Below are 20,672 nucleotides of genomic sequence, written 5' to 3'. Positions count from 1 at the left end.
GTTGTCCAATACTCTGCCCTTAGTTTTTGCACCCGTTCGGTATATTTTTCGCTGGCGTGCAATGTTTTTTTTTACGCGTCAGATTCAGTTTTTGTGTGATTCTGCCCATTGTGGAACGACTTATTTTGTAATCGACCACAGGGCGATCGCAAATTACAAGAAAGTAAAACCTATTGACATCAAAGAGTTAGAGGTCAAAAGAAGCAGACAGCAGACTGATTCAATTTGGGAAATCAAACTGTATAAATTCGTGGGTTTTAAGCAGCATTTTTGACAGCAACAGCAGAGGCAGGAACTTGTGGAAGTAAAGAAGGAGTTAGTTGACCCTGGCGTTTAGCACTAACGGCTTGAGTCACAAATTCCAAGACATTTCGACGCTGAGACTTGAGGGTAGTCACAACAGTCAACATCCTTTGCACAAAAATACTCCCAGTTTGAGTTTGAGAACCAAAACTGGTACGTCGCCAGATCACAGCAGGACGAATAGCTCTTTCGGCAGCATTATTAGTTGGTTCGACACCCTCAACTGTCACAAAAAGCCATAAAGCTGGTTCAACTTTCAGCAGTTGGCGACAAGTGCGGACAGTTTTGGCAAGTGGTGTTTTTTCTTTGGAAGCAATCTGGTATTCAGCTGCCTCTTGTAGTAATAATTTCAAGGAGGTGCGAATTTCCCGGACTAAAAGTTGAAACTCACAACGCGACAAAGTTCCATCTCTAACTCGATGCCACAATTCAAATAATTTCTCTTGCTGTTTAACCAGGGCTGTTCCTATCTCTCGTGAAACTCCAGGACGCTCTGATATTTTGATAAACTCCCGTCTCAGATGTGCCCAACACAATTGTCGCTGTTCTAAACCTACCCAGTTGTATGCTGCATATCGGTCTGAGTTTAAAATACCGCCAAATTCTTTACCCAGGATGTCACGGGCTGCATCCGAACAACGTGAAAGTGAAATCTGAAAAAATGTCACCAAGGGTGTTACTGCTACCCAGAGCCAAGCTTGACTCTTTTTTGAATTGCGTCCATCAACGTTTCCCTGAGCAAAGCTTGTTTCATCCGCCCCAACTACACGCGAGTTTTGGACGTATATTTTCGCTTCTTCAACTGCACTTTCTACTGCCAAAGAGGCTTCAAATCTCAGTTTGTTGACAGTACCCAAGGACATTGTAATTCCAAAGATATCCTGCACTGCACTTTGTACCATCCGAGTACTGTGGCGGTATAGTCCGCTCAACACGCTTACAAGAGCCACTACTCTCACACCATAACCACTTGGATACACATCTACGGGTAATGTTGCACGGGTTAAAGTACCGCATTCTTGGCACATTAATTGGTGTAGACGATGTTCCACGATTATTGGCTTGATAGGAGGAATTTCTACAATCTGGTGGCGGTAAGGGTTGGCATCTTCTCCCAATAATATTTCTCCACAACAGCTACAAGTCTCTGGGTGGTGGTTTAAAACGCTTTCACACTCGGATAACTCATACAGCAAGCGACTATGACCCTTGTGTCCCGCCTGTCCCCCTCGCTTTTTTCCACTTTTCTTTTTCTCAGGGCGTTTTTCAGCATCGAGTGGGTTCATGGATGGGGGTGATGACGAGTTTTTTGATGTGCGATTAATTTTTTCTAAAAGTTCTTGCTGTTTAGCCTCTTGTTCAGCCAGCTTTTCTTCTGATTCTTTGATGTGCTGCCCCATTTTCTCCACCAATTGTTTGACCTTGGCTGGAGTTTTTTCCCAATCTGAATCCGAAATTTCAATTCCGTAGGCGAGGCAGTTTTCATCCATGCATTTTAATCTACCATCTCAGTAACCCATTTTTGACTGTAGCGTTTCAGATCCTGTGAACGGTTACACTTTTCTACAATAAAAAAGCCACTCGCAATCTTCAAGGGCTTTTTCGGATTTCGTAGAGTTTTCTGTTTTATCTAAATTTGAAGATTCCGCGAAACTTGTTCAAAAATTTTTTGCTGTTCATTCACTAATAAAGCGATCGCCCACTTTGGTGGCTCACTATAAAACCATTTGCAAATTGTCGCGGTCGATGGCGGGGACAGTTCGGCCCGGTGATACCATGCAGCAATGAATGGCTCAAGCAATCTAACTGCTGTCGAGACAAATTCATAGTCCCCAAGCCGAGTGTGTAACCCTGCTAACTTGACTGCTTTAACTGCAATTTCTTCCAGTTTATTTTTCGGCTGGTATTCATCTTCCGACAACAAAAAAAGTTCACTCTTGCGATTGAATTTGTCTTCTAATGTTCGTACCATGTTTAAGTACCCTCCTATGGGGTTAGCGTCACAAGGAGCGGAAACGGCGATCGCTCGCTTACCTTGGCTGGGGGTGATCGCTTGAAGCTTATTTAGAAATGTTATCTACCTCCGGCAAGGCATAAGATAGGGGCTGTTTTTTAGTACTTCAAAAAGCCTTCTTTTGCTTCACCAACACTGATCGCAGGTACTGCCGACAGGCTGCCTCTCCCCGATAAATCAGAATCCGCAGTGCCTCTATTTCCTGCATTGGAGAAACACAGATTTCGGCAATGGCACTAATCAAATTCTGTTGCTTCTGCACATAATATTTTTACCGAGATATTGAGTGGCAACATAGCTACAGATAATTGTTGCTGCTGCACTGATGCCTTTGATGAAAGGGCTACAATTCATCTTTTGTTACTTCTTTTTTACTCAATTAGTTTCTTGGTGCTGGGGAACTTCTCGTGATCTGAGCAAGTATCACCCTCTACCCCATGCGGATGAATCGCACAAACCAGCCTAACTCTCCCATATTCAATACCATGAAAATTCCGGCATCCTTTGCAAGCCTTTGGTATCGCTTTGAGTCTTTCGTCTAAAGTTCTATCGATTTGTTCTTCAATTTGAGTTTTCAACAGACGATCTACAGCTATTGTTTGCAATCCAACTCCTCCTATACATTAGGGACAAGCCAGAAATCCAACTTTTCGCACCCTCTCCAGCAATTGCTCCCTTAACACCAATAATGGTGCCGATCACCATTGCCGCTGCTCCTGATGCTGCGACGAAAACATTCAAATATTTAGGCTTTGACATTGGTTTTTCTCTCTATTATCGAGATGAAATTCTGTACAACGGGGCAAGGCCCGTTGGGGCAGGGTATAGGGTGTGGGGTTGTAGGTTAAAAATAGTTTAGATGGTTGATGAGCTTCCCAATCGGAGCATTTATCACGTTGCCAGCTAGAGGGGTGAACACTACAGATTAAAGTCCCTTATTTAAGGCAAGGTTTCTTTGCTGAGGCATCGGCTGCTCGCCGTGCTTCTTGATTTGCTTTTGCTCCACCTTTGATCTTGTTCGTTACACAGATATTCTCTGGTGTGATCTTCGCTACCGCCAGATAAGACGTTCTTTGATTTGGTAAATTGGGATTTTCATTGGCATACACCCGCACGATTAAGGCGATGGGCAGCACCTTTCCTCCTCTTTTCTCTACTCGCCATTCAGCTTTCTCCCCCAAGGTAGAGAAAGCTGTGGTGATAACCTGCGAATATTTGAGCGAATACTGCTGCCCATCTGGTGTCAGCACGGTTACGGACTCTCGAGCATCTACATCTTGAACCAGCAGACTATAACCTGCCACTCCTACACATTTCCGCACAGAACTGCTGGTTTCCTTATCAACTTCGATGGTTTTGCAACGATTAGATGAAAGACCAGTATAAATACTGTCAATTGAATTTGCGGAGGCGAGATTGGAAAAGGCACAACTCAAAGTGCAGATAGCGATAAAATTTCTCCAAAACATATTAAAACTCTCCTTTAACAGAACCGTATTGGCGCATAACGGCATTATTCAGCCCTAACTAATCATCTCTCAAACTTAACCCACTAAACCTAAATGCTCGTATGCAACAGAAAATGTGTGTGAATACTTTAAAACTGTTGAGTGGTTTGTTCTACGTCATCAATTGCATTGACTACTTCCCCTAAAATATTAAACGCATCATTTAAAACCACATCATTCGATGTAGATTCGATGTAGAAAAGTACTCGGACGATTGAAGCCTGCGATAATCCTTACTGCTTCCCACAAGCCGCAATGTATATTGACACCCTTGTAAGATAGTCCGAATCTCTGATGTAGTTAACTTGATTTCCATCGTTGTTTATCCCCTAAAATTTATCTCGTTGAATACTGAAACTAGCTCCGACCAAAGAACTGCCTAAGAAGACGGAAAAACTAACCAACATTGCACCCAGGCAAATATTTTTCTGTTGCTGCCAATTTTGAGAACTTGTAGCAATCTCCAACCCCCAACAAGCCATTGCCCCGACTCCTGAAAAGCCAGTCAACAGCAGAGAGGCGATCGCAGTTGTTTCTATGGTGCGATCAATAAAAATCCTGGGGTTGAATCTTTTTCGAGTCCGGCGTAGAACCCTAGCTATCTAATTGGTGTTGTTTGCAGGTAAACTGAAAAACACCTACCAGCAGACATTCCTCCGTGATAGTAAAGTTACCTAGCCACCGCCCACAAAGACATTTCCCGGATGCCAAACGAATAATTGTGAAATGTGAGCTAAATTTATGTATACATTGCGACAGCCAATTAGTGAACCTTCCATCTTGGCATATGCGGAAAACCATTCAAACCTTAAGCGGAGCAGTGTTTATAGCAGGTAAAGGTAAAGAATGTGCTAATAGTTCACCCTTAACGAGCTTTCAGGTTCGGCGCGAGATGGAAGAGTTATTACAACAGTTTATGCCTGATCATCAACAAAATCCGGCACAGTTTACCTTAAAGAAAAAGTTACAGAAACTGTGGGATAAATACGGAACTAACTTATTGTACTGCTATGATATCCCTGGCTTGCCAGCAGACAATCTCAACATCGAGTCTTTGTTCAGTAATTTACGTCGCCATCAACGGCGAATCAGTGGGCGCAAATCCACCGTCGAATTGCGTGATTTTGGACAATATCAAGTTCTCTTTGTAGCTGAAACTGAAAAACAGTTATTGGAACAAATTCAACAAGTACCTATAACTGAGTATAAAACTCAACGTCGTAAATTAGCTTTGGCGGAAGTTCCTCGCCAACGCAAACATCGCCTTCACCATGATCCAATTACCGCAATACAAGGTTTGGTCAATCAACATACAGAAATTCTCTCTGTGCTTGAGTCTCAAGCCCTAAAATACCAATTAGATAGCTAGGGCTTGGAGTGACTTGTTGGATTTCCTGTTGTGGAGTAGGTTGTGGTGCTGTTGCGGAAACTGTGGGCTGTTCAATAACCGATGGCTTCCATCCGATTGGCGGCAAGGGTACAACCCACAAACCATCTATGAAATCAAAAACCATCAGCGCAACAAAGCTCATAACGACTGCTTGGATCGTGAGGGTGAGAATAGCTTGGATATCCATGATTAATTCCAGAAGTTTGTGATTTTTCAATGTGGTGAGGCATTGCAGTTGGGTTTGAAGCGTGTGTTTGGTCGTTGCAACTCTCACTCTGGCTTTGGCGTAGCCATGAAAATTCCCATTCACAAAACGGGTGATTATGTTTACCCAGACCATTGAAATCTTGTTAGCAAAGGCTAAGATCCAAAAAGTCACTAATTGCAATAAGCAATGGCAAGCAAAGAAATCCAAGTCCGAGAGTACACCGTCAGAGCGCACAAGCGGGAAATTCACACTCGCATTTTTAACTTCGTATGTAAGCAGTGCGAACAACCCACACAACGAGAAACCTTTGGTGTGCGACCGCAAAACTTGTGAAATATGCCGTCCTCCACAAGCACCCAAGAAATCAGTAGTCCCTCTCAAAAAGAGAAAACCCAGAGCTATGACTTACAAGAGTGGTAAAGACATAGCCGGATAATTTGTTGTGGTTAAGAGTGATCGCACGAAAGTGAGTGAAGCCTTGAAGGGAGACAGAATACCCTAAAATATATACAGGGCAACGAGTGTAGCAATTTATGGTAAAACAAAAATGACAATAGCCATCTATACAGTAATCTGGGGAGCAGATAGTTGGATAGCAATTAAATTGTATGGTTGCACAAAATATAATTGGTTAAAATTATTTTCAGGGATAAGCTTAGTTATTTATGGCTGAATAGTTAGCTAATTTATCCTTAGCTAAAAGTTATTCAATTAGAGATAAACTAATTCATCATTTAGTAAATAACTGATTTATTTTGTTTATATATCTATCAGGTTTTGCACTTATATAGTGTAGATAATTTTAAAATCTTTATAGTTCTTATTAGAAAATAAGGTGCGTTTCCCCTGGCATACTATCTAAACTAATAACTTAATTTCAACTTGATGCTTTGATTGCGATTGCTGATTGCTGTCATTACCCAAATTAATCAAAAATCTTTTATCAAAACTGGCGATGATTAGCAAATCAATCTTTAGATAGGCAAGCTAATGCTCTCAGAGTTATAAATCTTGGGGGGCTACAAAAAGGGCTAGGATGCAGATAAAATAAGCCTCATGGCTCTCTCCCCTTGTTGATAATACTTCCGCTTATTAGGAGCTAATGTCATTAACTCAGCCACCAATTCATAAGAATTTTCCATGAAATTGACCCAGTTAGATCCATATAATCCAATATAAAAACTACTATGTCGTCGAACAATCCGCCCAGATTCTTTAATTCGTCCGACATATTTTTGAACACCCATACGTTTAATTTTTTGACCAGATATAGTTGCAGCTGTATAGGCATGTGAGATTAATAGTATTAAGGAAATTAGCCGTTGCCCTGAGGCATTAGTATCTTCTAAGTTATAACCACTGCTTTTAAAATCTCTAAACATCTCCTCAATATCAAACCGTTGTTTGTAAGCTTTAATAGTAGACTCCAAAGTATCAAAATTAGTGAGAATAAACCAACCTTCCTCTGGCGCAACTCCAAAGCGTTTTCGCTTCCATTTACCTGCAAGATTAAAGCTAATAAACCCTGTAGTTTTTGTATATTTAATGCCTTTATAAGTTGCACAGTATGGGATTAGTACACCAACAGGACAATCAGGTAATGCCTAGATGCAATTTGTACCGTGAGTATTTCCGCAGAGTATTGTAGGTAGCCATACTCACGTAGAAATAAATTAGACATCTCCGAAAACTATCAAAGTTTAAATGCTTACCTAGTATAGGTTAGAGCTTTTCTTAGTGCCATTTAATATCTTGTGCGTTTACCCTACTAAACCTGATTTATTCCTATTTTTTGAAATTTCTTACCTATCAATCCTGATTTTTTACTCTTTGATTAATTGTAAACCTAATTTTATATAGAATATTTGCCTGACTTTTCCCCCTTGTATTCTAGTTGAATTTTGATAATTATAGTTAGTGTAGATATCAAGATTTGTCTTATGAATATTAAGTCCTATTTCCTACAATAGTGCCATTAGCTTGAAAGGACTGCTCACCCAATGGAGGCTAGACTGTGCAAAATTGGGAGTTTTGTACGCTAAGAAATCAGATCAATCGCCAAAAGCCTTGCCATTAAAGATTTTTTGCGTTCAACTCTCAAGGAATTTTTTAACGCTCATTAGTCTTAAATACAAAAAATTTCATTCGGATGACACTTTCTGAAACTTAATCTTGGTTGTTATCGGCTTCTCCTGATATTACCCTAAGGGGTACTATTAATATGAGATTGATAACACTACACTTGATTCATAGGTTTAAAAAAGTATGACTTAGTGGCCCTACCGACGCAATGCGCTCGCAAGCTCGGAGTGGTTGCATGATTCATATTTTAGTTCAGCAACGCCAAATTTAGTATGTATTATCATTTGTCAGTTCTTGTTAAGAATGTGTGATCTATCAGGGCAAACGCATCTAAAGTATAATAATCCTTTAATAGCAAGGGTTTTGGCGTTTTTAATTGAGCCTATTTTTCGTCAAGCTCCTTATCCAGCAGAGGTTTTAGAAATCCCGTGCGTTTGCCCTGTGTGATCTATCTTTTTGACCTTAAAACTACCCTATTTCAATTGTTTCAGACCCTTTGTCACCCATTCAGATCATTAACTCTTGTAATTTTTTTTAATTACATAAATCACGAAATAAGCTCTAATAATCTTGTAATATAAAATAGTAATATAGAAACAAAACAAGGTTATTATATAGTTATAAATATTATATTACTATCTTGTAATATAATGATTAAATTGTAAAACAGTATATGAATACTAAGCTGAGTCTGAGGATATTGCAACATGGCAAGAATGATTGTGGTTACCGAAGTTTCCAACGTTTTTAAGTTTGCTTTTACTCCAAATAATAATTCAGCTATAGAAATATCCTGGGTGCATTTGGCAACAAACCAGAAATATGGGTCATCCAATATATCTGCAATACCTTCTGTAAGCACACTGGATTTATGAGTAGCTAAAGTTACATTATTTATTAATCACTGTTTAAAGCGCAAAAGTTAAGGAGATATCATCAATGAAGATATGCATTGCAGCAGAAACTAGCTTTATGGCACAGACAAGCGTAAACTTTCTTTTGAGATGGCTTGAGGAGGGGCAGAAGAATGCCAGAGAAATAGTCGTTATGTGCTACATAAATCAGCCAAACATTAACTCTGATGAAGAAGAAGTATCCGATGCTAAAACTCCCATTCCTTTAACAAGTGAAGCTGAATTCAGAAAAATTTTTCATCCTCTCGAACAGTTTGGTACTCTTAGCTATGTCAATACTAGAAATAGTATACATGAGTATATTCAAGACTCTGATTTACTGGTAGTGGGTGATCATTATCAGAATCTATTGAAGAAAGTTTTTTTAGAGAGCATGAGTGACTATATTCTACAAGAAACTCTCTGTCCTGTAATGGTGATTCCTGACTCAACTCGTCTAACAATGCAGAAAGCTAAAACAGTTATTAGGGAATTGGACTATCAGATATAGGATCGAATGGCACTAAGTTGAAATATAGCCCTTGCCCTGGCTGCTTCCTAGTCTCCAGATTAAGAGCTTGTCACAAAACAACCTTCCTTCTTTTTAGTTAGAAATGCTTTCTCAATAAGCTTTTTAGGCGGCAAATTGTAAAAGTTGTTTCTTGACAGGCTCTAAGAACACATTTTAGGAGGCTCAAACTTCTCTTTATTGACGAAAATTTCTGCCTTTGGGAATACATAGTTTTAAAACTGAGAACAAGGCTACACAAGCTTTTGGGCTTTTCTTAGCGCCATTCGATATACAGTTATCAGTCAATTTTTTCCTTCAAAATTCGTGATAAATCCGAGTTTAACTAATATGATGAACAAAACTTTGATTGAGCCTCACGGAGGCAAGCTTGTTGATTGCTACTTATATGGCAAAGAGGGTGAAATCGCCCTAGAAAATGCTCATAGTTTGCCACGTTTGATTCTTAGCGATCGTAATCTTGCAGACCTTGAGTGTATTGTTACAGGAGTGTACAGCCCCCTTGATGGTTTTGTTGGCGAACAGGAATATCATACGATAGTCAAGGATATGCGATTAAGTAGTGGTCTTGCTTGGAGCATTCCTGTAACTTTGCAAATTCCTGAGTCAATTGCTGACAACTACAAGCTAGATAATGAAATTGCCTTATCTCATTCCAATGGTGAGATTCTGGCAGTAATGATCATAACTAGCAAGTTTAAACCCGATCAGGATTTTGAGGCTGAGAAAATCTATCTTACTAGTGAAGATTCACATCCTGGAGTACAAGCTTTACGTGCAGAAGGAAAAGTTTATCTAGGTGGTTCAATTAAATTAGTCAACTCAATCCCTCACAAGGAATTTTTAGACTATCGTCTTACTCCAAAGACTACTAGATATCAATTTCAAAAACGCCAGTGGAATACTATTGCAGCTTTCCAAACTCGTAACCCTATCCACCGTGCCCATGAGTACATTACTAAAATTGCTTTGGAAATTATAGATGGTTTGTTCATTAACCCGCTAGTGGGTACAACAAAGTCTGATGACATTCCAGCAAGTGTACGGATGCAGTGCTACGAAGTTTTGATGAGCAAATATTATCCTCAAAACCGTGTGCTCTTAGGTGTATTTCCAGCAGCAATGCGTTATGCAGGTCCTAGAGAAGCGATTATGCACGCAATCGCTCGTCAAAATTACGGCTGCACCCACTTTATTGTCGGGCGAGATCATGCAGGAGTGGGATCTTACTATGGCACTTACGATGCACAGTACATCTTTAGTGAGTTTACATCAGAGGAGTTAAGAATTACCCCTTTGAACTTTGAACATGCTTTTTACTGCACTCGTACCCAATCAATGGCAACTGCTAAAACCAGCCCTAGCAATTCTGAAGAACGAATACACCTATCAGGTACTAAAGTACGTGAGATGCTCAAGAATGGGAAAACCCCACCTCCAGAGTTTTCCCGACCGGAGGTTGCTGAGATTTTGGTTAAACATATGAGTGAAGCTAAAGCCTAGTTGTTCTGAAAGACTTGAGTGAATTTTACCAGTCCCAGGAATTAACTTGCCCACAGCAAATGATCAATATTAGAAAAATCTCAAGTTCTAGCTCACAGATTGGGTAGCCAATATCCTATTGCATCTTGGTTAGAAAGTACAAATAAATTTCACAATCAACCGACAAGAAGAGTTTTATGACCGACATCAAAACAACGGATCAATCTGCTCCATCCCGAAACAAAAACCGTAAGCCTTCCAAAGTTGAAGGTCTTAAAGAACGTAGTAATTTTTTACGTGAACCTGTTGCCAGTGAACTACTTCAGGAGACAACTCACTTTAGCGAAGATGCGGTACAAATTCTTAAGTTTCACGGTTCTTATCAGCAGGACAACCGAGACAACCGCGTAAAGGGACAGGAAAAAGATTACCAGTTCATGCTGCGAACTACCAGTCCAGGTGGCTTTATTCCGCCACAATTGTATCTAACTATAGACAAGCTGGCTGATGAATATGGCAACCATACAATGCGTGTAACTACCCGTCAAGGGTTTCAGCTACACGGGATTTTAAAGAAGAATCTCAAAGCCGCGATCGCTGGTATGGTCAAAAGTATGGGTTCGACGTTATCGGCTTGCGGTGATGTCAATCGTAACGTCATGGCTCCCCCAGCCCCCTTTAAGAACCGTCCAGAGTATCAGTATGCGATTGAATATGCCAAAAATATCTCTGACTTGCTCAAACCTCAAACTGGTGCATATTACGATATTTGGCTGGATGGAGAAAAAATAATTAGTGCCGAAGAAAAGCCAGAAGTTAAGGCAGCACGGCAAACCAATGGTAAGGGGTCGATTGTTCATGATAACCCAGAGCCAATTTATGGCACTCACTACATGCCGCGCAAATTCAAAGTTTGCGTAACGGTTCCCGGTGATAATTCCATTGATTTGTATACCCAAGACCTCACCTTGGTGGTAATGACCGATAATGAAAGCAAACTAGAAGGATTTAACGTCTTTGCGGGTGGGGGTTTAGGAAAAACACATAACAAAGAAGAAACCTTTGCTCGGATGGCTGATCCTATTTGCTATGTAACGAAAGATGACGTTTACGAGATAGTTAAAGCAGTTGTCGCGACTCAAAGAGATTATGGCAATCGCATTGACCGTCGTCACGCAAGATTAAAATATTTAATCCATGATTGGGGCGTTGATAAGTTCCGCTCAAAAGTTGAAGAATACTTTGGCAAATCACTCACACCCTTTAAAGAGCTACCAGAGTGGAAATATCAAGACTTCCTCGGATGGCACGAACAAGGCGATGGTAAGCTGTTTTTAGGCGTTTCCATCGAAAATGGTCGCATTAAAGATGAAGGGCCGTTGCAACTCAAAACTGCACTACGGAAAATTGTCCAGCAATTAAACTTGCCCATCCGTCTGACACCACATCACAATGCAATTCTCTTCGATATTGAACTAAAGGAAAAACAAGTTGTTCAAGAGATTCTTGAGCGTCACGGTGTCGTCACAGAGCCTAGTAAAATAGACTCCTTGGTGCGTTATGCGATGGCTTGCCCTGCGATGCCGACTTGCGGTTTGGCAGTCACAGAATCAGAAAGGGCAATACCAGGCATTTTAGAAAGAATTCGCTCGTTGTTAGATAATATAGGTTTAGAAAACGAGCATTTTGTGGTGAGGATGACAGGTTGCCCTAACGGTTGCGCTCGTCCTTACATGGCAGAATTGGGTTTTGTAGGTAGTGCTCCAGAAAGTTACCAAGTATGGCTGGGGGGTTCGCCACATCAAACTAGATTAGCGTTACCTTACATGGAAAGGCTGCACCACAACGACATAGAAACGCAGCTAGAGCCGATTTTTGTATTCTTCAAGCAATCGCGGCAAACTGAGGAAAGCTTTGGTGATTTTTGCGCTCGTGTTGGTTTTAATGCCATTAGTGAATTTGTCTCTAGATGGAGGTAAGTTAAATGAAATTAGAAGGCCGCATCTGACATATTTAATAACTGTTTTGAATTAATATCTAAGCTCGACTTTATTCAAAGATGTCTTGTAAATGAGGTTCTTTCAATATTTAGTCAAGATACATGGGACTTTTTGATATAGGCAATATTAAAAAGCCTCAACCGCTAATATTAAAGGATTTCAGAATATACGATGGCACTCTTGACCTACCTTAAATGTAAATAAAGTCGAGTTGCTTACTTAGTACAGTGTGGCAGAAATAACCTTCCAATAGATTAAAAAAAGCTGAAAAACCTACTGTAAAGGCTTTTCTTCCTCCTGCCTTCTTGCACTAGTTCATAGCTATCGCGGGTTTAACGTTCTGACTATGCTACTGTCATTTTTTTACATTTTGCCCAGATTTGCACGTATTAATTCAAAATACCCAACTGTATTCAACGTTTGTGAGGCTCTAAACTGCTGTTTTAGAAACTACATTTGAGAGCCTGAACAGTCTGTAAAATTATCAATCAACAGGGAGATTTTATGACAAAGCTTGAGGCATCTTGCATAACAGAACTCGATATTGCCAAACTAGAATTAGAGTACCAAACCAAAAATCCTCAAGATATTCTGAAATTTGCTTTGGAACAGTTTGACAATATTGCTATCTCTTTTAGTGGTGCAGAGGATATTGTTCTTATCGACATGGCATATAGGATAGGGAAGAAGTTTCAAGTTTTCTCTATCGATACAGGTCGTCTTCACCCTGAGACTTACCAATTTTTAGATAGAGTGAGAAAACAATACGGCATGAAGCTAGATGTGGTATTCCCAGAACCCACAGAAGTTGAGTTATTAGTCAGAGAAAAGGGGCTTTTTAGTTTTTATGAGGATGGTCATAAAGAGTGCTGTGCTATTCGTAAAGTAAGCCCGCTACGCCGTAAACTTAGTACTCTCAATGCCTGGATTACAGGGCAACGCCATGATCAAAATCCTGCTACTCGTATTAATGTACCGCTTATCCAAATAGATACAGCTTTCTCAACTAACGATCGTACTTTGATCAAGTTTAACCCTCTAGCTAACTGGAGTTCTGCCCAAGTTTGGCATTATATCGAAGCTAATGATATACCGTATAACCAGTTACATACCAAAGGTTTCATGAGCATTGGCTGTGAACCTTGCACTAGAGCAATTTTACCAAACCAGCATGAGCGTCAAGGACGTTGGTGGTGGGAAGAAGCAGTTGAGAAAGAATGCGGCTTTCACAAGATCAACTTATCTCAAAATAGCTCCAATTAATCATTAGCAGGTGAAAAACAGTGAACATAACACTAGTTAAGAAGATTAAGCTAGATGGTACTCCATGCCCAAAATCTGCAAATGTACTTGAAGATCTTGAAAAATTGGGATTGTTAGATTGCATAGACGAAATTGTTGCGGTTGATGAACGTGAGCAACTTAGTAAAGGATTCATCTTAGCGTTAAAGCACAAAGTAGAGGCGGCACCATTTTTTATTGTCAATAATGATGACGGTTCTAGCCATGTTTATAAAGCTTACTATCGCTTTCTGAAAGAAGTCTTTCATCAAGAAGTCTCGGCAAGCAAAGAGATTTTAGAGATGATGGATCAAAACTTAGACCTAGACTTTATCTAGGTACAAAATGCTATTAAAAGCACTGAACCAGAATTTGTTGTGTTACTGAAGCGTTGGATTGTAGAACGAACTTTCGGATGCTGGAATGACTATCGTTACTAAAGTAAAGATTATGAACTACTTCCCAACCCGAAGTTAGTGAAGCAATGATCTATACGATAATGATTCGCTCGATGCTACGACTAGCGCAGTCAGAATCAGCATCTTCATAATCCTTTAAATAAATACCAATCTGTGTACTATGAATTTAGTAAAAGCTTAACTAATTTATGCAAAATCGCAATTCTCAAGACGATTCTTCTTTTCAGTTCAGACAGTCATTGGAGAAAAATGCATTTGAAGATATCTCAGAAAAGATTGTTGCGGTAATTTTATTTAGTTGTGCTTTAGTTTCGGTTCTAACAACCTTTGGTATTGTCCTAATAATCTTTCAGGAGGCATTTAGTTTTTTCCAAGAAGTTTCCTTTGCCGAATTCTTTTTTGATACTAAATGGACACCTCTATTTGCCGAGAGACATTTTGGCGTTTGGCCCTTGATAGCTGGCACTTTCTTAACTACAGCTATTGCTATGGCGGTTGCTATTCCTTTGGGTTTATCTTCTGCAATTTACTTGAGTGAATATGCTCAACTAAAAGTAACAGCAATTTTACGTCCCGCAGTAGAACTTTTGGCGGGAATACCTACAGTAGTATATGGTTACTTTGCACTGTTATTTCTCACACCATTGCTACGGAATATTATTCCTCTAGAAATATTTAATGCCTTGAGCGCAGGGTTAATGATGGGGGTAATGATTACTCCAACTGTTGGTTCTATTAGCTTAGATGCGATTCAAGCTGTTCCACGTTCTTTGCGGGAAGGAGCTTCTGCTTTAGGTATTACTAAACTAGAAAGTATTTTTAAAATAGTTCTTCCAGCAGCACTTTCTGGAATTATCGCCTCAATAATTTTGGGTATTTCTCGTGCTGTGGGTGAAACGATGACTGTCCTTATCGCCGCAGGTCAACAACCAAAACTGACGATTAACTTTGCGGAATCAGTAGAAACAATGACAGCTTACATGGCGCAAATTTCTGGCGGGGATAGTCCGCGTGGTAGCCTTAATTTCAAGACTTTATATGCTGTGGGCGCTCTTTTATTCCTAATAACCCTAGCTTTAAATATTGTTAGTTACTGGATTGCTAATTGCTTTAAAGAAAAGTATGAGTAATAGGTATGACGACAAGTTATCAACGAGATGATTCTTTGGATTCGGCGGCAGAATTTACTGAGAATGTTGAGAGTAGGGAGACATTAGGAAAAGTATTTGAAATACTTTTTTTATTAGGGTTGCTGATTGGTATATTTATTTTGGCTTTGCTACTTTTTGATATTTTTCGAGATGGATTAGCTAGATTTTTAACACCCGGCTTTCTAACAGAAACTCCTTCTCGTTTTCCTGACCAAGGTGGCATCCGTCCCGCTATTATCAGTAGTATTCTTTTAGGAATTATTGTAATTTTAGTCACTGTACCAGTTGGTGTTGGAGCAGCTTTATATCTAGAAGAGTATGCACCTAAAGCTTGGTGGACAGCGGTTATTGAGATTAATATCAGCAATCTAGCAGGTGTACCTTCGATTGTCTACGGATTGCTAGGTTTAGGAGTTTTCAATTATTTGCTTGGGTTCGGCCCCGCTTTGGTTTCTGGTGCGTTTACTTTATCTTTGTTGTCCTTACCAGTAATTATTGTGACAGCTAGAGAAGCAATTCGTGCCGTCCCGGATTCCCTAAGAAATGCTTCTTATGGATTAGGTGTCGCTAAATGGCGAACTATCAGCAGTCACGTTTTACCTTATGCTGTTCCTAGTATTTTGACAGGGGTAATTATCTCTGTATCCCGTGCTATTGGTGATGCAGCGTCTCTAATTGTTGTAGGTGCTGTGGGTTTTCTCACCTTTAATCCTGGTTTGTTCCAGAGATTTATGGCATTACCCATTCAAATTTATAGTTACATTAGTCGTCCTGAACCAGGTTTTGCTAATGCAGCAGCAGCAACAATTATCGCGTTGTTACTCTTAATTGTAGCGTTAAATGGTGTAGCAATTTATATCCGCCAACGCTTCTCAATACATTAGGTAATTAAATATCTAATTGGATATATTCACGGTTATTAGGAGATACGCTTTCATGACTTATAGTAACAGTAGAAGTAAATTAGATAGTGCTACAATCGACCACGATAATAACGTCTTCAATGTTGAAGGTGTAAAGGTCTATTATGGGGGACTTTTGGCACTTTTAGATGTCTACCTAAAGATTCCTGCAAAACAAATTATTGCTTTTATTGGGCCTTCCGGATGTGGTAAAAGTACCTTACTGCGTTGTTTCAACCGGATGAATGATTTAATCCCTGGAGCTAAAGTTGAGGGTAGACTAAATTACCGCGATCACAATATTTACGATCCTAAGGTAAATTCTGTAAAATTACGCCGCCAAATCGGAATGGTTTTTCAAAGACCGAATCCTTTCCCCAAATCAATATACGAAAATATTTCCTTTGGGCCGCGTGCTAACGGTTATAAAGGTAACATCGATGAATTGGTGGAAGATTCCCTCAGACGCGCTGCTATCTGGGATGAAGTTAAAGACAAACTCAAAGAGAAGGGTACTGCATTATCTGGCGGACAACAGCAACGACTTTGTATTGCTCGTGCAATCGCTATGAAGCCAGATGTATTATTAATGGATGAACCATGTTCTGCTCTCGACCCAATTTCTAGCCGCCAAGTAGAAGAACTCTGCTTAGAACTTAAGCAGCAATACACCATCATTATGGTGACTCACAATATGCAGCAAGCTTTTAGAATCGCAGATTTTACGGCTTTCTTTAATACAGAAACTGACGAGCATGGTAAACGTCGCGGAAAATTAGTTGAGTTTAATTCAACAGTTCAAATGTTCAATTTTCCTCAAACTAAAGAAGCTGAGGATTATATCAGTGGACGGTTTGGCTAAAATAATTCGTAATTCTTAATTCGTAATGGGGGTGGGGAATTCGTTACAGTTCTGTAGGGAAATCTGGGCATCAAAAAGCTCGTCGCACCGATGGTTAAAGCAATGACGTAATATGATTACGAAAAACATCTTTAGAATTTTGGATAAGCTTAAAATAATTACATTTGCAAGAATGTAATTATTTTAGGCACGTCAACTAATTGTAATTTATTTGGAGTTTAATAAGGAAATGAACTACAGAAATATAGAAAAAAATTTGAGTTCTGCCTTCTGTCCATTAAAAGTTGAATCAAACACAGAAAAAAATAAAAATAAATATTTTGGGAAAGTATACTTAGTCGGTGCAGGTCCCGGAGATCCAGGTTTGTTCACCCTTAAAGGAAAGGTGTTGTTAGAGTGTGCAAATGTGGTAATTTACGATGCTTTGGTCAGCCCAGCAATTTTGATGATGATTAACTCGCAGGCGGAAAAAATTTATGCTGGGAAGCGCAGGGGATACCATTCCTTAAACCAGGATGAGATTACCCAGATGTTGATTGAAAAGGCACTGACTAATGCCGTAGTGGTACGGTTAAAGGGAGGCGACCCGTTTATGTTTGGTCGCGGTGGTGAGGAGATGGAAGAGTTAGTAAAAGCTGGAGTGTCGGTGGAAGTAATTTCTGGCGTGACTTCTGGAATTGCAGCTCCTGCCTATGTAGGGATTCCCTTGACTCATCGGCTTTATAGCTCTTCGGTTACATTTGTCACAGGTCACGAAACATGTGGCAAGTATCGACCATTTGTCAAATGGCGGGCGATCGCTCAAGGCTCAGAAACGATTGTGATTTATATGGGAATTCATAATTTACCTTACATTATTGAACAGATGCACAATGCTGGGCTGAGTTTAGATACTTCCATCGCTTTAGTCCGTTGGGGGACGCGACCAGAGCAGGAAGAATTAATTGGGACTTTAGGAACAATTGTGTCGCAAGTTAAGACAACCGGGTTTGAAGGACCTGCAATTGCTATTATTGGTGCAGTGGTTAATATGCATGCTACCTTATCTAACTGTCGTCCAGTGGTATTGTCTTAGCTATCCGACGTGCTTTGTATACCAAGTAGACAGCCAAGGCGACAGAGAATTAGACATAAGAGCGCTTATTTTTTCGCTTTTACTTTGGCAGATCCGCTAGTGATATCTACCAATTTAGTCCGCCGCAAACCTTTCAATTGCTTCAACTGTTGGGACTGTTCTTCCAATCTAATGAAGAGGCGATCACTCACCAGTTCGCACAGATCAAAGATCAACGGTTCTATAATCTCGTAATACACACTGACTCCTTGAGGAGTCCGGGATATAATTCCTACCTGAGTTAGAATTTTCAAATGCTTCGAGACATTTGCTTGTCCCAGCCCTGTGTCTTCTATAATTTCGGTAACATTCTTTGGCCCTGACTGTAGGGAACACAGCACCTGCAAACGGCTGAGTTCTGATAACACTTTGAAATAATCCGCAACTTGAGTTAAGGCAGAGGGAGGTAGAATCATAACTTCAGGAGATTAATTTTAACTCTTCTACTTAAATTTCTTCTATACTATTATATAGTAATATAATGAAGTTATTAAAAATTTAACTTTAGGGCAAGATGTAAAAATTAAACAAGGGTAGGGTTATGACAATTTTACATATTAGCTGACCACCACACTTGGACTTAAAAATTCTCATTAAATAGTTACGTTTAGGAGTTGCAATCATGGCTCGCGTTGTGGTTATTGGTGCTGGATTGGGAGGGCTTCCCTCTGCCTACGAACTGAGACATATATTACCTCGTGAACATCAGGTAACGCTAATTTCTAATCAACCGAAGTTTACCTTTATCCCATCACTACCTTGGGTGGGGTTGGGTTTACGATCACTTGATCGCATCCAGTTAGAGTTAGCCAATATCGTTCCTCAGCATGGAATTGAATTCATTCATGATTCAGTCATTGCTATTGATCCGAAGTCTCATCAAATTAGGCTAAAGGATCGGACGTTGGACTACGACTATGCAGTTATTGCAACAGGACCGGAACTGGCACTAGATGCTCTGCCAGGATTGGGACCTGAAGGGGGATATACCCAGTCGATTTGCAACCCTCACCATGCCTTATTGGCTCATGAAGCTTGGGAGAAATTCTTACAACAGCCAGGACCGATTGTAGTAGGTGCTGCACCGGGAGCCAGTTGTTTTGGTCCCGCTTATGAGTTTGCATTATTGGCACACCAGGTTTTGAAACGGAAGGGTCTGCGCGATAGTAGTAAGTACCGTTCCCACAATTACGTCCCTATAACCTTTGTCACATCAGAACCCTATGCTGGACATTTAGGGATTAGCGGTATGGGAAATTCTCGCTGGCTCATCCGCAAATTCCTGGCGGATCGGGAAATTGATCTAATGGAAAATACAGCAATTTCTCAGTTTGAACCAGAAGCCGTCCACTTAGTAGATGGACGCATAATTCCTTCTAAGTACACGATGGTCTTGCCTCCCTTCCGGGGACCGCGCTTCTTGCGGGAAGTACCAGGATTGACGGATGCGAAGGGATTTGTGCCTGTATTACCCAGCTATCGTCACCCCAAATTTGACTCTATTTATGCTGTAGGTGTGGTCACTCAACTTAAACCAATAGAACAAACACCAATTCCGATTGGCGTTCCCAAAGTCGGACTAATGACAGAAGAGATGACGCTTTCAGTCGCACATAACATCGCACTGGAGTTAGGTGTAATTTCAGGGTATCAAATCAAGCCAACATTACAAGCAGTTTGCTTTGCTGATTTTGGAAATACTGGGGCGCTTTTCCTTGCAGATCCTCTGTTACCTGACACTGAAGGTAATCGGCACCGCGCCATTACCTATAAAGGAGCTTGGGTGTCATGGATAAAGTCAGCTTTTGAGAAATATTTTTTAACCAAAATGCGATTGGGTTGGACTATTCCCTGGTTTGAGCGATGGGCTTTTCGGGCAATCGGACTGCCGTTGGTGGAGCCTATCCAAACTGATACTAGCCTTGAGGTGATTCACCCAATTCCCTAAGAGAGCAGTCTCACAAGTTCCTTTTAATCTGGAGAGTGTCTAATGGCAGAGTTATTTTCAGCTGAATGGATGGAGGCTTTTGGTGAGAAATGGAATCTAGAACCGGAATTAGCCGATGCTCTTGCCAAAATCCATTTCAATTCCGTGATCGGTTATGGCTTCGAGGGTGAAGCAAATCCGATGGGAGTTATCACAGTTAAAGATGGACGGGTGGTTTCTGCGAATACATATGAGGGGCAAAAGCTGAATTGGGACTTACGTGCAGGTCGACAAGACTGGCATCAGTGGATATCAAGAGGGTTAAACATGATGGGGTTGAGTATGGCGTATATGACCCGCAGACTGCAATTTCAGGTTGGAGACTATACTGCCATGATCAAAGATCCTCGTATGGCAAGACCGTTTGTTAAGTCATTTTCTGTCATGAGCAAAGTTTAAGCATACTTGCAATGCCAGGGCGAACGCACGGTATTTCTGAAACCCTTGCTAGATAAGGATCTTGACGAAAAAATAGGCTAAATTTAAAAACGACGAAACCCTTGCTATTAAAGGATTTTTATACTTTAGATGCGTTTGCCCTACTTGC

At 40.4% G+C, this 20,672-nt stretch carries 21 protein-coding genes and 4 pseudogenes; 15 read left to right on the top strand and 10 right to left on the bottom strand.

The window, feature by feature from the left end:
• The 7 genes and pseudogenes from LC586_RS22575 to LC586_RS22545 form a co-directional block, all read right to left on the bottom strand.
• A pseudogene (locus LC586_RS22575) lies at nucleotides 1-127 on the bottom strand (IS630-like element ISMae26 family transposase); the annotation flags it as partial.
• A gap of 130 nt (nucleotides 128-257) precedes the next feature.
• The gene (gene tnpC, locus LC586_RS22570; protein ID WP_229486909.1) at nucleotides 258-1,793 is read right to left on the bottom strand and encodes an IS66 family transposase; all 1,536 of its coding nucleotides are present in this window, start codon (nucleotides 1,791-1,793) and stop codon (nucleotides 258-260) included.
• A gap of 140 nt (nucleotides 1,794-1,933) precedes the next feature.
• The gene (locus tag LC586_RS22565; protein WP_229486908.1) at nucleotides 1,934-2,275 is read right to left on the bottom strand and encodes a hypothetical protein; all 342 of its coding nucleotides are present in this window, start codon (nucleotides 2,273-2,275) and stop codon (nucleotides 1,934-1,936) included.
• A gap of 148 nt (nucleotides 2,276-2,423) precedes the next feature.
• Nucleotides 2,424-2,579, bottom strand: a complete 156-nt coding sequence (locus LC586_RS22560; RefSeq protein ID WP_229486907.1) for a hypothetical protein — start codon at nucleotides 2,577-2,579, stop codon at nucleotides 2,424-2,426.
• Between the two features lie 109 nt (nucleotides 2,580-2,688).
• Entirely contained in the window at nucleotides 2,689-2,922 is a 234-nt protein-coding gene (locus LC586_RS22555) for a hypothetical protein (protein WP_229486906.1), read from the bottom strand.
• A gap of 330 nt (nucleotides 2,923-3,252) precedes the next feature.
• A complete protein-coding gene (locus tag LC586_RS22550) occupies nucleotides 3,253-3,786 on the bottom strand; it encodes a hypothetical protein (RefSeq protein ID WP_229486905.1) in 534 nt (177 codons plus the stop codon).
• A gap of 368 nt (nucleotides 3,787-4,154) precedes the next feature.
• On the bottom strand, nucleotides 4,155-4,307 hold the full coding sequence (locus LC586_RS22545; RefSeq protein ID WP_229486904.1) for a hypothetical protein: 153 nt from the start codon (nucleotides 4,305-4,307) through the stop codon (nucleotides 4,155-4,157).
• Between the two features lie 305 nt (nucleotides 4,308-4,612).
• Here LC586_RS22545 and LC586_RS22540 point away from each other — a divergent pair, with 305 nt between their 5' ends.
• Complete coding sequence (locus tag LC586_RS22540; protein ID WP_229486903.1) at nucleotides 4,613-5,194, top strand: hypothetical protein; 582 nt, start codon at nucleotides 4,613-4,615, stop codon at nucleotides 5,192-5,194.
• On the opposite strand, the gene LC586_RS22535 is transcribed toward LC586_RS22540, so the two are convergent.
• Nucleotides 5,127-5,594: a hypothetical protein gene (locus LC586_RS22535; RefSeq protein ID WP_229486902.1), complete on the bottom strand. Its 468-nt coding sequence runs from the start codon at nucleotides 5,592-5,594 to the stop codon at nucleotides 5,127-5,129. The two genes, LC586_RS22540 and LC586_RS22535, sit on opposite strands and share 68 nt — an antisense overlap.
• A gap of 15 nt (nucleotides 5,595-5,609) precedes the next feature.
• Between LC586_RS22535 and LC586_RS22530 the strand changes: the two are divergent.
• Nucleotides 5,610-5,859: pseudogene (locus tag LC586_RS22530) on the top strand (hypothetical protein).
• Between the two features lie 595 nt (nucleotides 5,860-6,454).
• On the opposite strand, the pseudogene LC586_RS22525 reads toward LC586_RS22530, so the two are convergent.
• Nucleotides 6,455-6,973: pseudogene (locus LC586_RS22525) on the bottom strand (transposase family protein); the annotation flags it as partial.
• Between the two features lie 17 nt (nucleotides 6,974-6,990).
• Between LC586_RS22525 and LC586_RS22520 the strand changes: the two are divergent.
• The 11 genes and pseudogenes from LC586_RS22520 to cobA all read left to right on the top strand — a co-directional run bounded on the left by LC586_RS22520 (nucleotide 6,991) and on the right by cobA (nucleotide 18,099).
• The gene (locus LC586_RS22520; protein WP_229486912.1) at nucleotides 6,991-7,071 is read left to right on the top strand and encodes an AAA-like domain-containing protein; all 81 of its coding nucleotides are present in this window, start codon (nucleotides 6,991-6,993) and stop codon (nucleotides 7,069-7,071) included.
• A 1,373-nt stretch (nucleotides 7,072-8,444) separates the two neighbouring features.
• Nucleotides 8,445-8,909 (top strand): universal stress protein, encoded by a 465-nt coding sequence (locus LC586_RS22515; RefSeq protein WP_229486901.1) that lies wholly within the window; start codon nucleotides 8,445-8,447, stop codon nucleotides 8,907-8,909.
• 348 nt (nucleotides 8,910-9,257) lie between these two features.
• The gene (gene sat / locus LC586_RS22510; RefSeq protein ID WP_438822923.1) at nucleotides 9,258-10,430 is read left to right on the top strand and encodes a sulfate adenylyltransferase; all 1,173 of its coding nucleotides are present in this window, start codon (nucleotides 9,258-9,260) and stop codon (nucleotides 10,428-10,430) included.
• A 176-nt stretch (nucleotides 10,431-10,606) separates the two neighbouring features.
• On the top strand, nucleotides 10,607-12,388 hold the full coding sequence (sir, locus tag LC586_RS22505; RefSeq protein WP_229486900.1) for a sulfite reductase, ferredoxin dependent: 1,782 nt from the start codon (nucleotides 10,607-10,609) through the stop codon (nucleotides 12,386-12,388).
• A gap of 525 nt (nucleotides 12,389-12,913) precedes the next feature.
• Nucleotides 12,914-13,672 carry a phosphoadenylyl-sulfate reductase gene (locus LC586_RS22500; RefSeq protein ID WP_229486899.1) on the top strand — a complete coding sequence of 253 codons (759 nt, stop codon included), beginning with the start codon at nucleotides 12,914-12,916 and terminating at the stop codon, nucleotides 13,670-13,672.
• 20 nt (nucleotides 13,673-13,692) lie between these two features.
• On the top strand, nucleotides 13,693-14,028 hold the full coding sequence (locus LC586_RS22495) for a hypothetical protein (protein ID WP_229486898.1): 336 nt from the start codon (nucleotides 13,693-13,695) through the stop codon (nucleotides 14,026-14,028).
• Between the two features lie 12 nt (nucleotides 14,029-14,040).
• Nucleotides 14,041-14,240, top strand: a pseudogene (locus LC586_RS22490) (IS5/IS1182 family transposase); the annotation flags it as partial.
• 57 nt (nucleotides 14,241-14,297) lie between these two features.
• Entirely contained in the window at nucleotides 14,298-15,239 is a 942-nt protein-coding gene (gene pstC / locus LC586_RS22485; RefSeq protein ID WP_229486897.1) for a phosphate ABC transporter permease subunit PstC, read from the top strand.
• A gap of 5 nt (nucleotides 15,240-15,244) precedes the next feature.
• Nucleotides 15,245-16,144 (top strand): phosphate ABC transporter permease PstA, encoded by a 900-nt coding sequence (pstA, locus tag LC586_RS22480; RefSeq protein WP_229486896.1) that lies wholly within the window; start codon nucleotides 15,245-15,247, stop codon nucleotides 16,142-16,144.
• A gap of 52 nt (nucleotides 16,145-16,196) precedes the next feature.
• On the top strand, nucleotides 16,197-17,024 hold the full coding sequence (pstB, locus tag LC586_RS22475) for a phosphate ABC transporter ATP-binding protein PstB (protein ID WP_229486895.1): 828 nt from the start codon (nucleotides 16,197-16,199) through the stop codon (nucleotides 17,022-17,024).
• A 229-nt stretch (nucleotides 17,025-17,253) separates the two neighbouring features.
• A complete protein-coding gene (cobA, locus tag LC586_RS22470) occupies nucleotides 17,254-18,099 on the top strand; it encodes a uroporphyrinogen-III C-methyltransferase (RefSeq protein WP_229486894.1) in 846 nt (281 codons plus the stop codon).
• A 65-nt stretch (nucleotides 18,100-18,164) separates the two neighbouring features.
• On the opposite strand, the gene LC586_RS22465 is transcribed toward cobA, so the two are convergent.
• The gene (locus LC586_RS22465; protein ID WP_229486893.1) at nucleotides 18,165-18,554 is read right to left on the bottom strand and encodes an ArsR/SmtB family transcription factor; all 390 of its coding nucleotides are present in this window, start codon (nucleotides 18,552-18,554) and stop codon (nucleotides 18,165-18,167) included.
• A 206-nt stretch (nucleotides 18,555-18,760) separates the two neighbouring features.
• On the opposite strand from LC586_RS22465, the gene LC586_RS22460 reads away from it, so the two are divergent.
• Both LC586_RS22460 and LC586_RS22455 read left to right on the top strand, forming a co-directional pair.
• Nucleotides 18,761-20,086, top strand: a complete 1,326-nt coding sequence (locus LC586_RS22460) for an NAD(P)/FAD-dependent oxidoreductase (protein WP_229486892.1) — start codon at nucleotides 18,761-18,763, stop codon at nucleotides 20,084-20,086.
• A gap of 42 nt (nucleotides 20,087-20,128) precedes the next feature.
• Entirely contained in the window at nucleotides 20,129-20,524 is a 396-nt protein-coding gene (locus LC586_RS22455; RefSeq protein WP_229486891.1) for a hypothetical protein, read from the top strand.
• The last annotated feature ends 148 nt before the right edge of the window (nucleotides 20,525-20,672 follow it).

This window comes from Nostoc favosum CHAB5714, from assembly GCF_020829495.1.
GTDB lineage: Bacteria > Cyanobacteriota > Cyanobacteriia > Cyanobacteriales > Nostocaceae > Nostoc > Nostoc favosum.
This window is presented reverse-complemented; position numbering and strand designations above follow the sequence as displayed.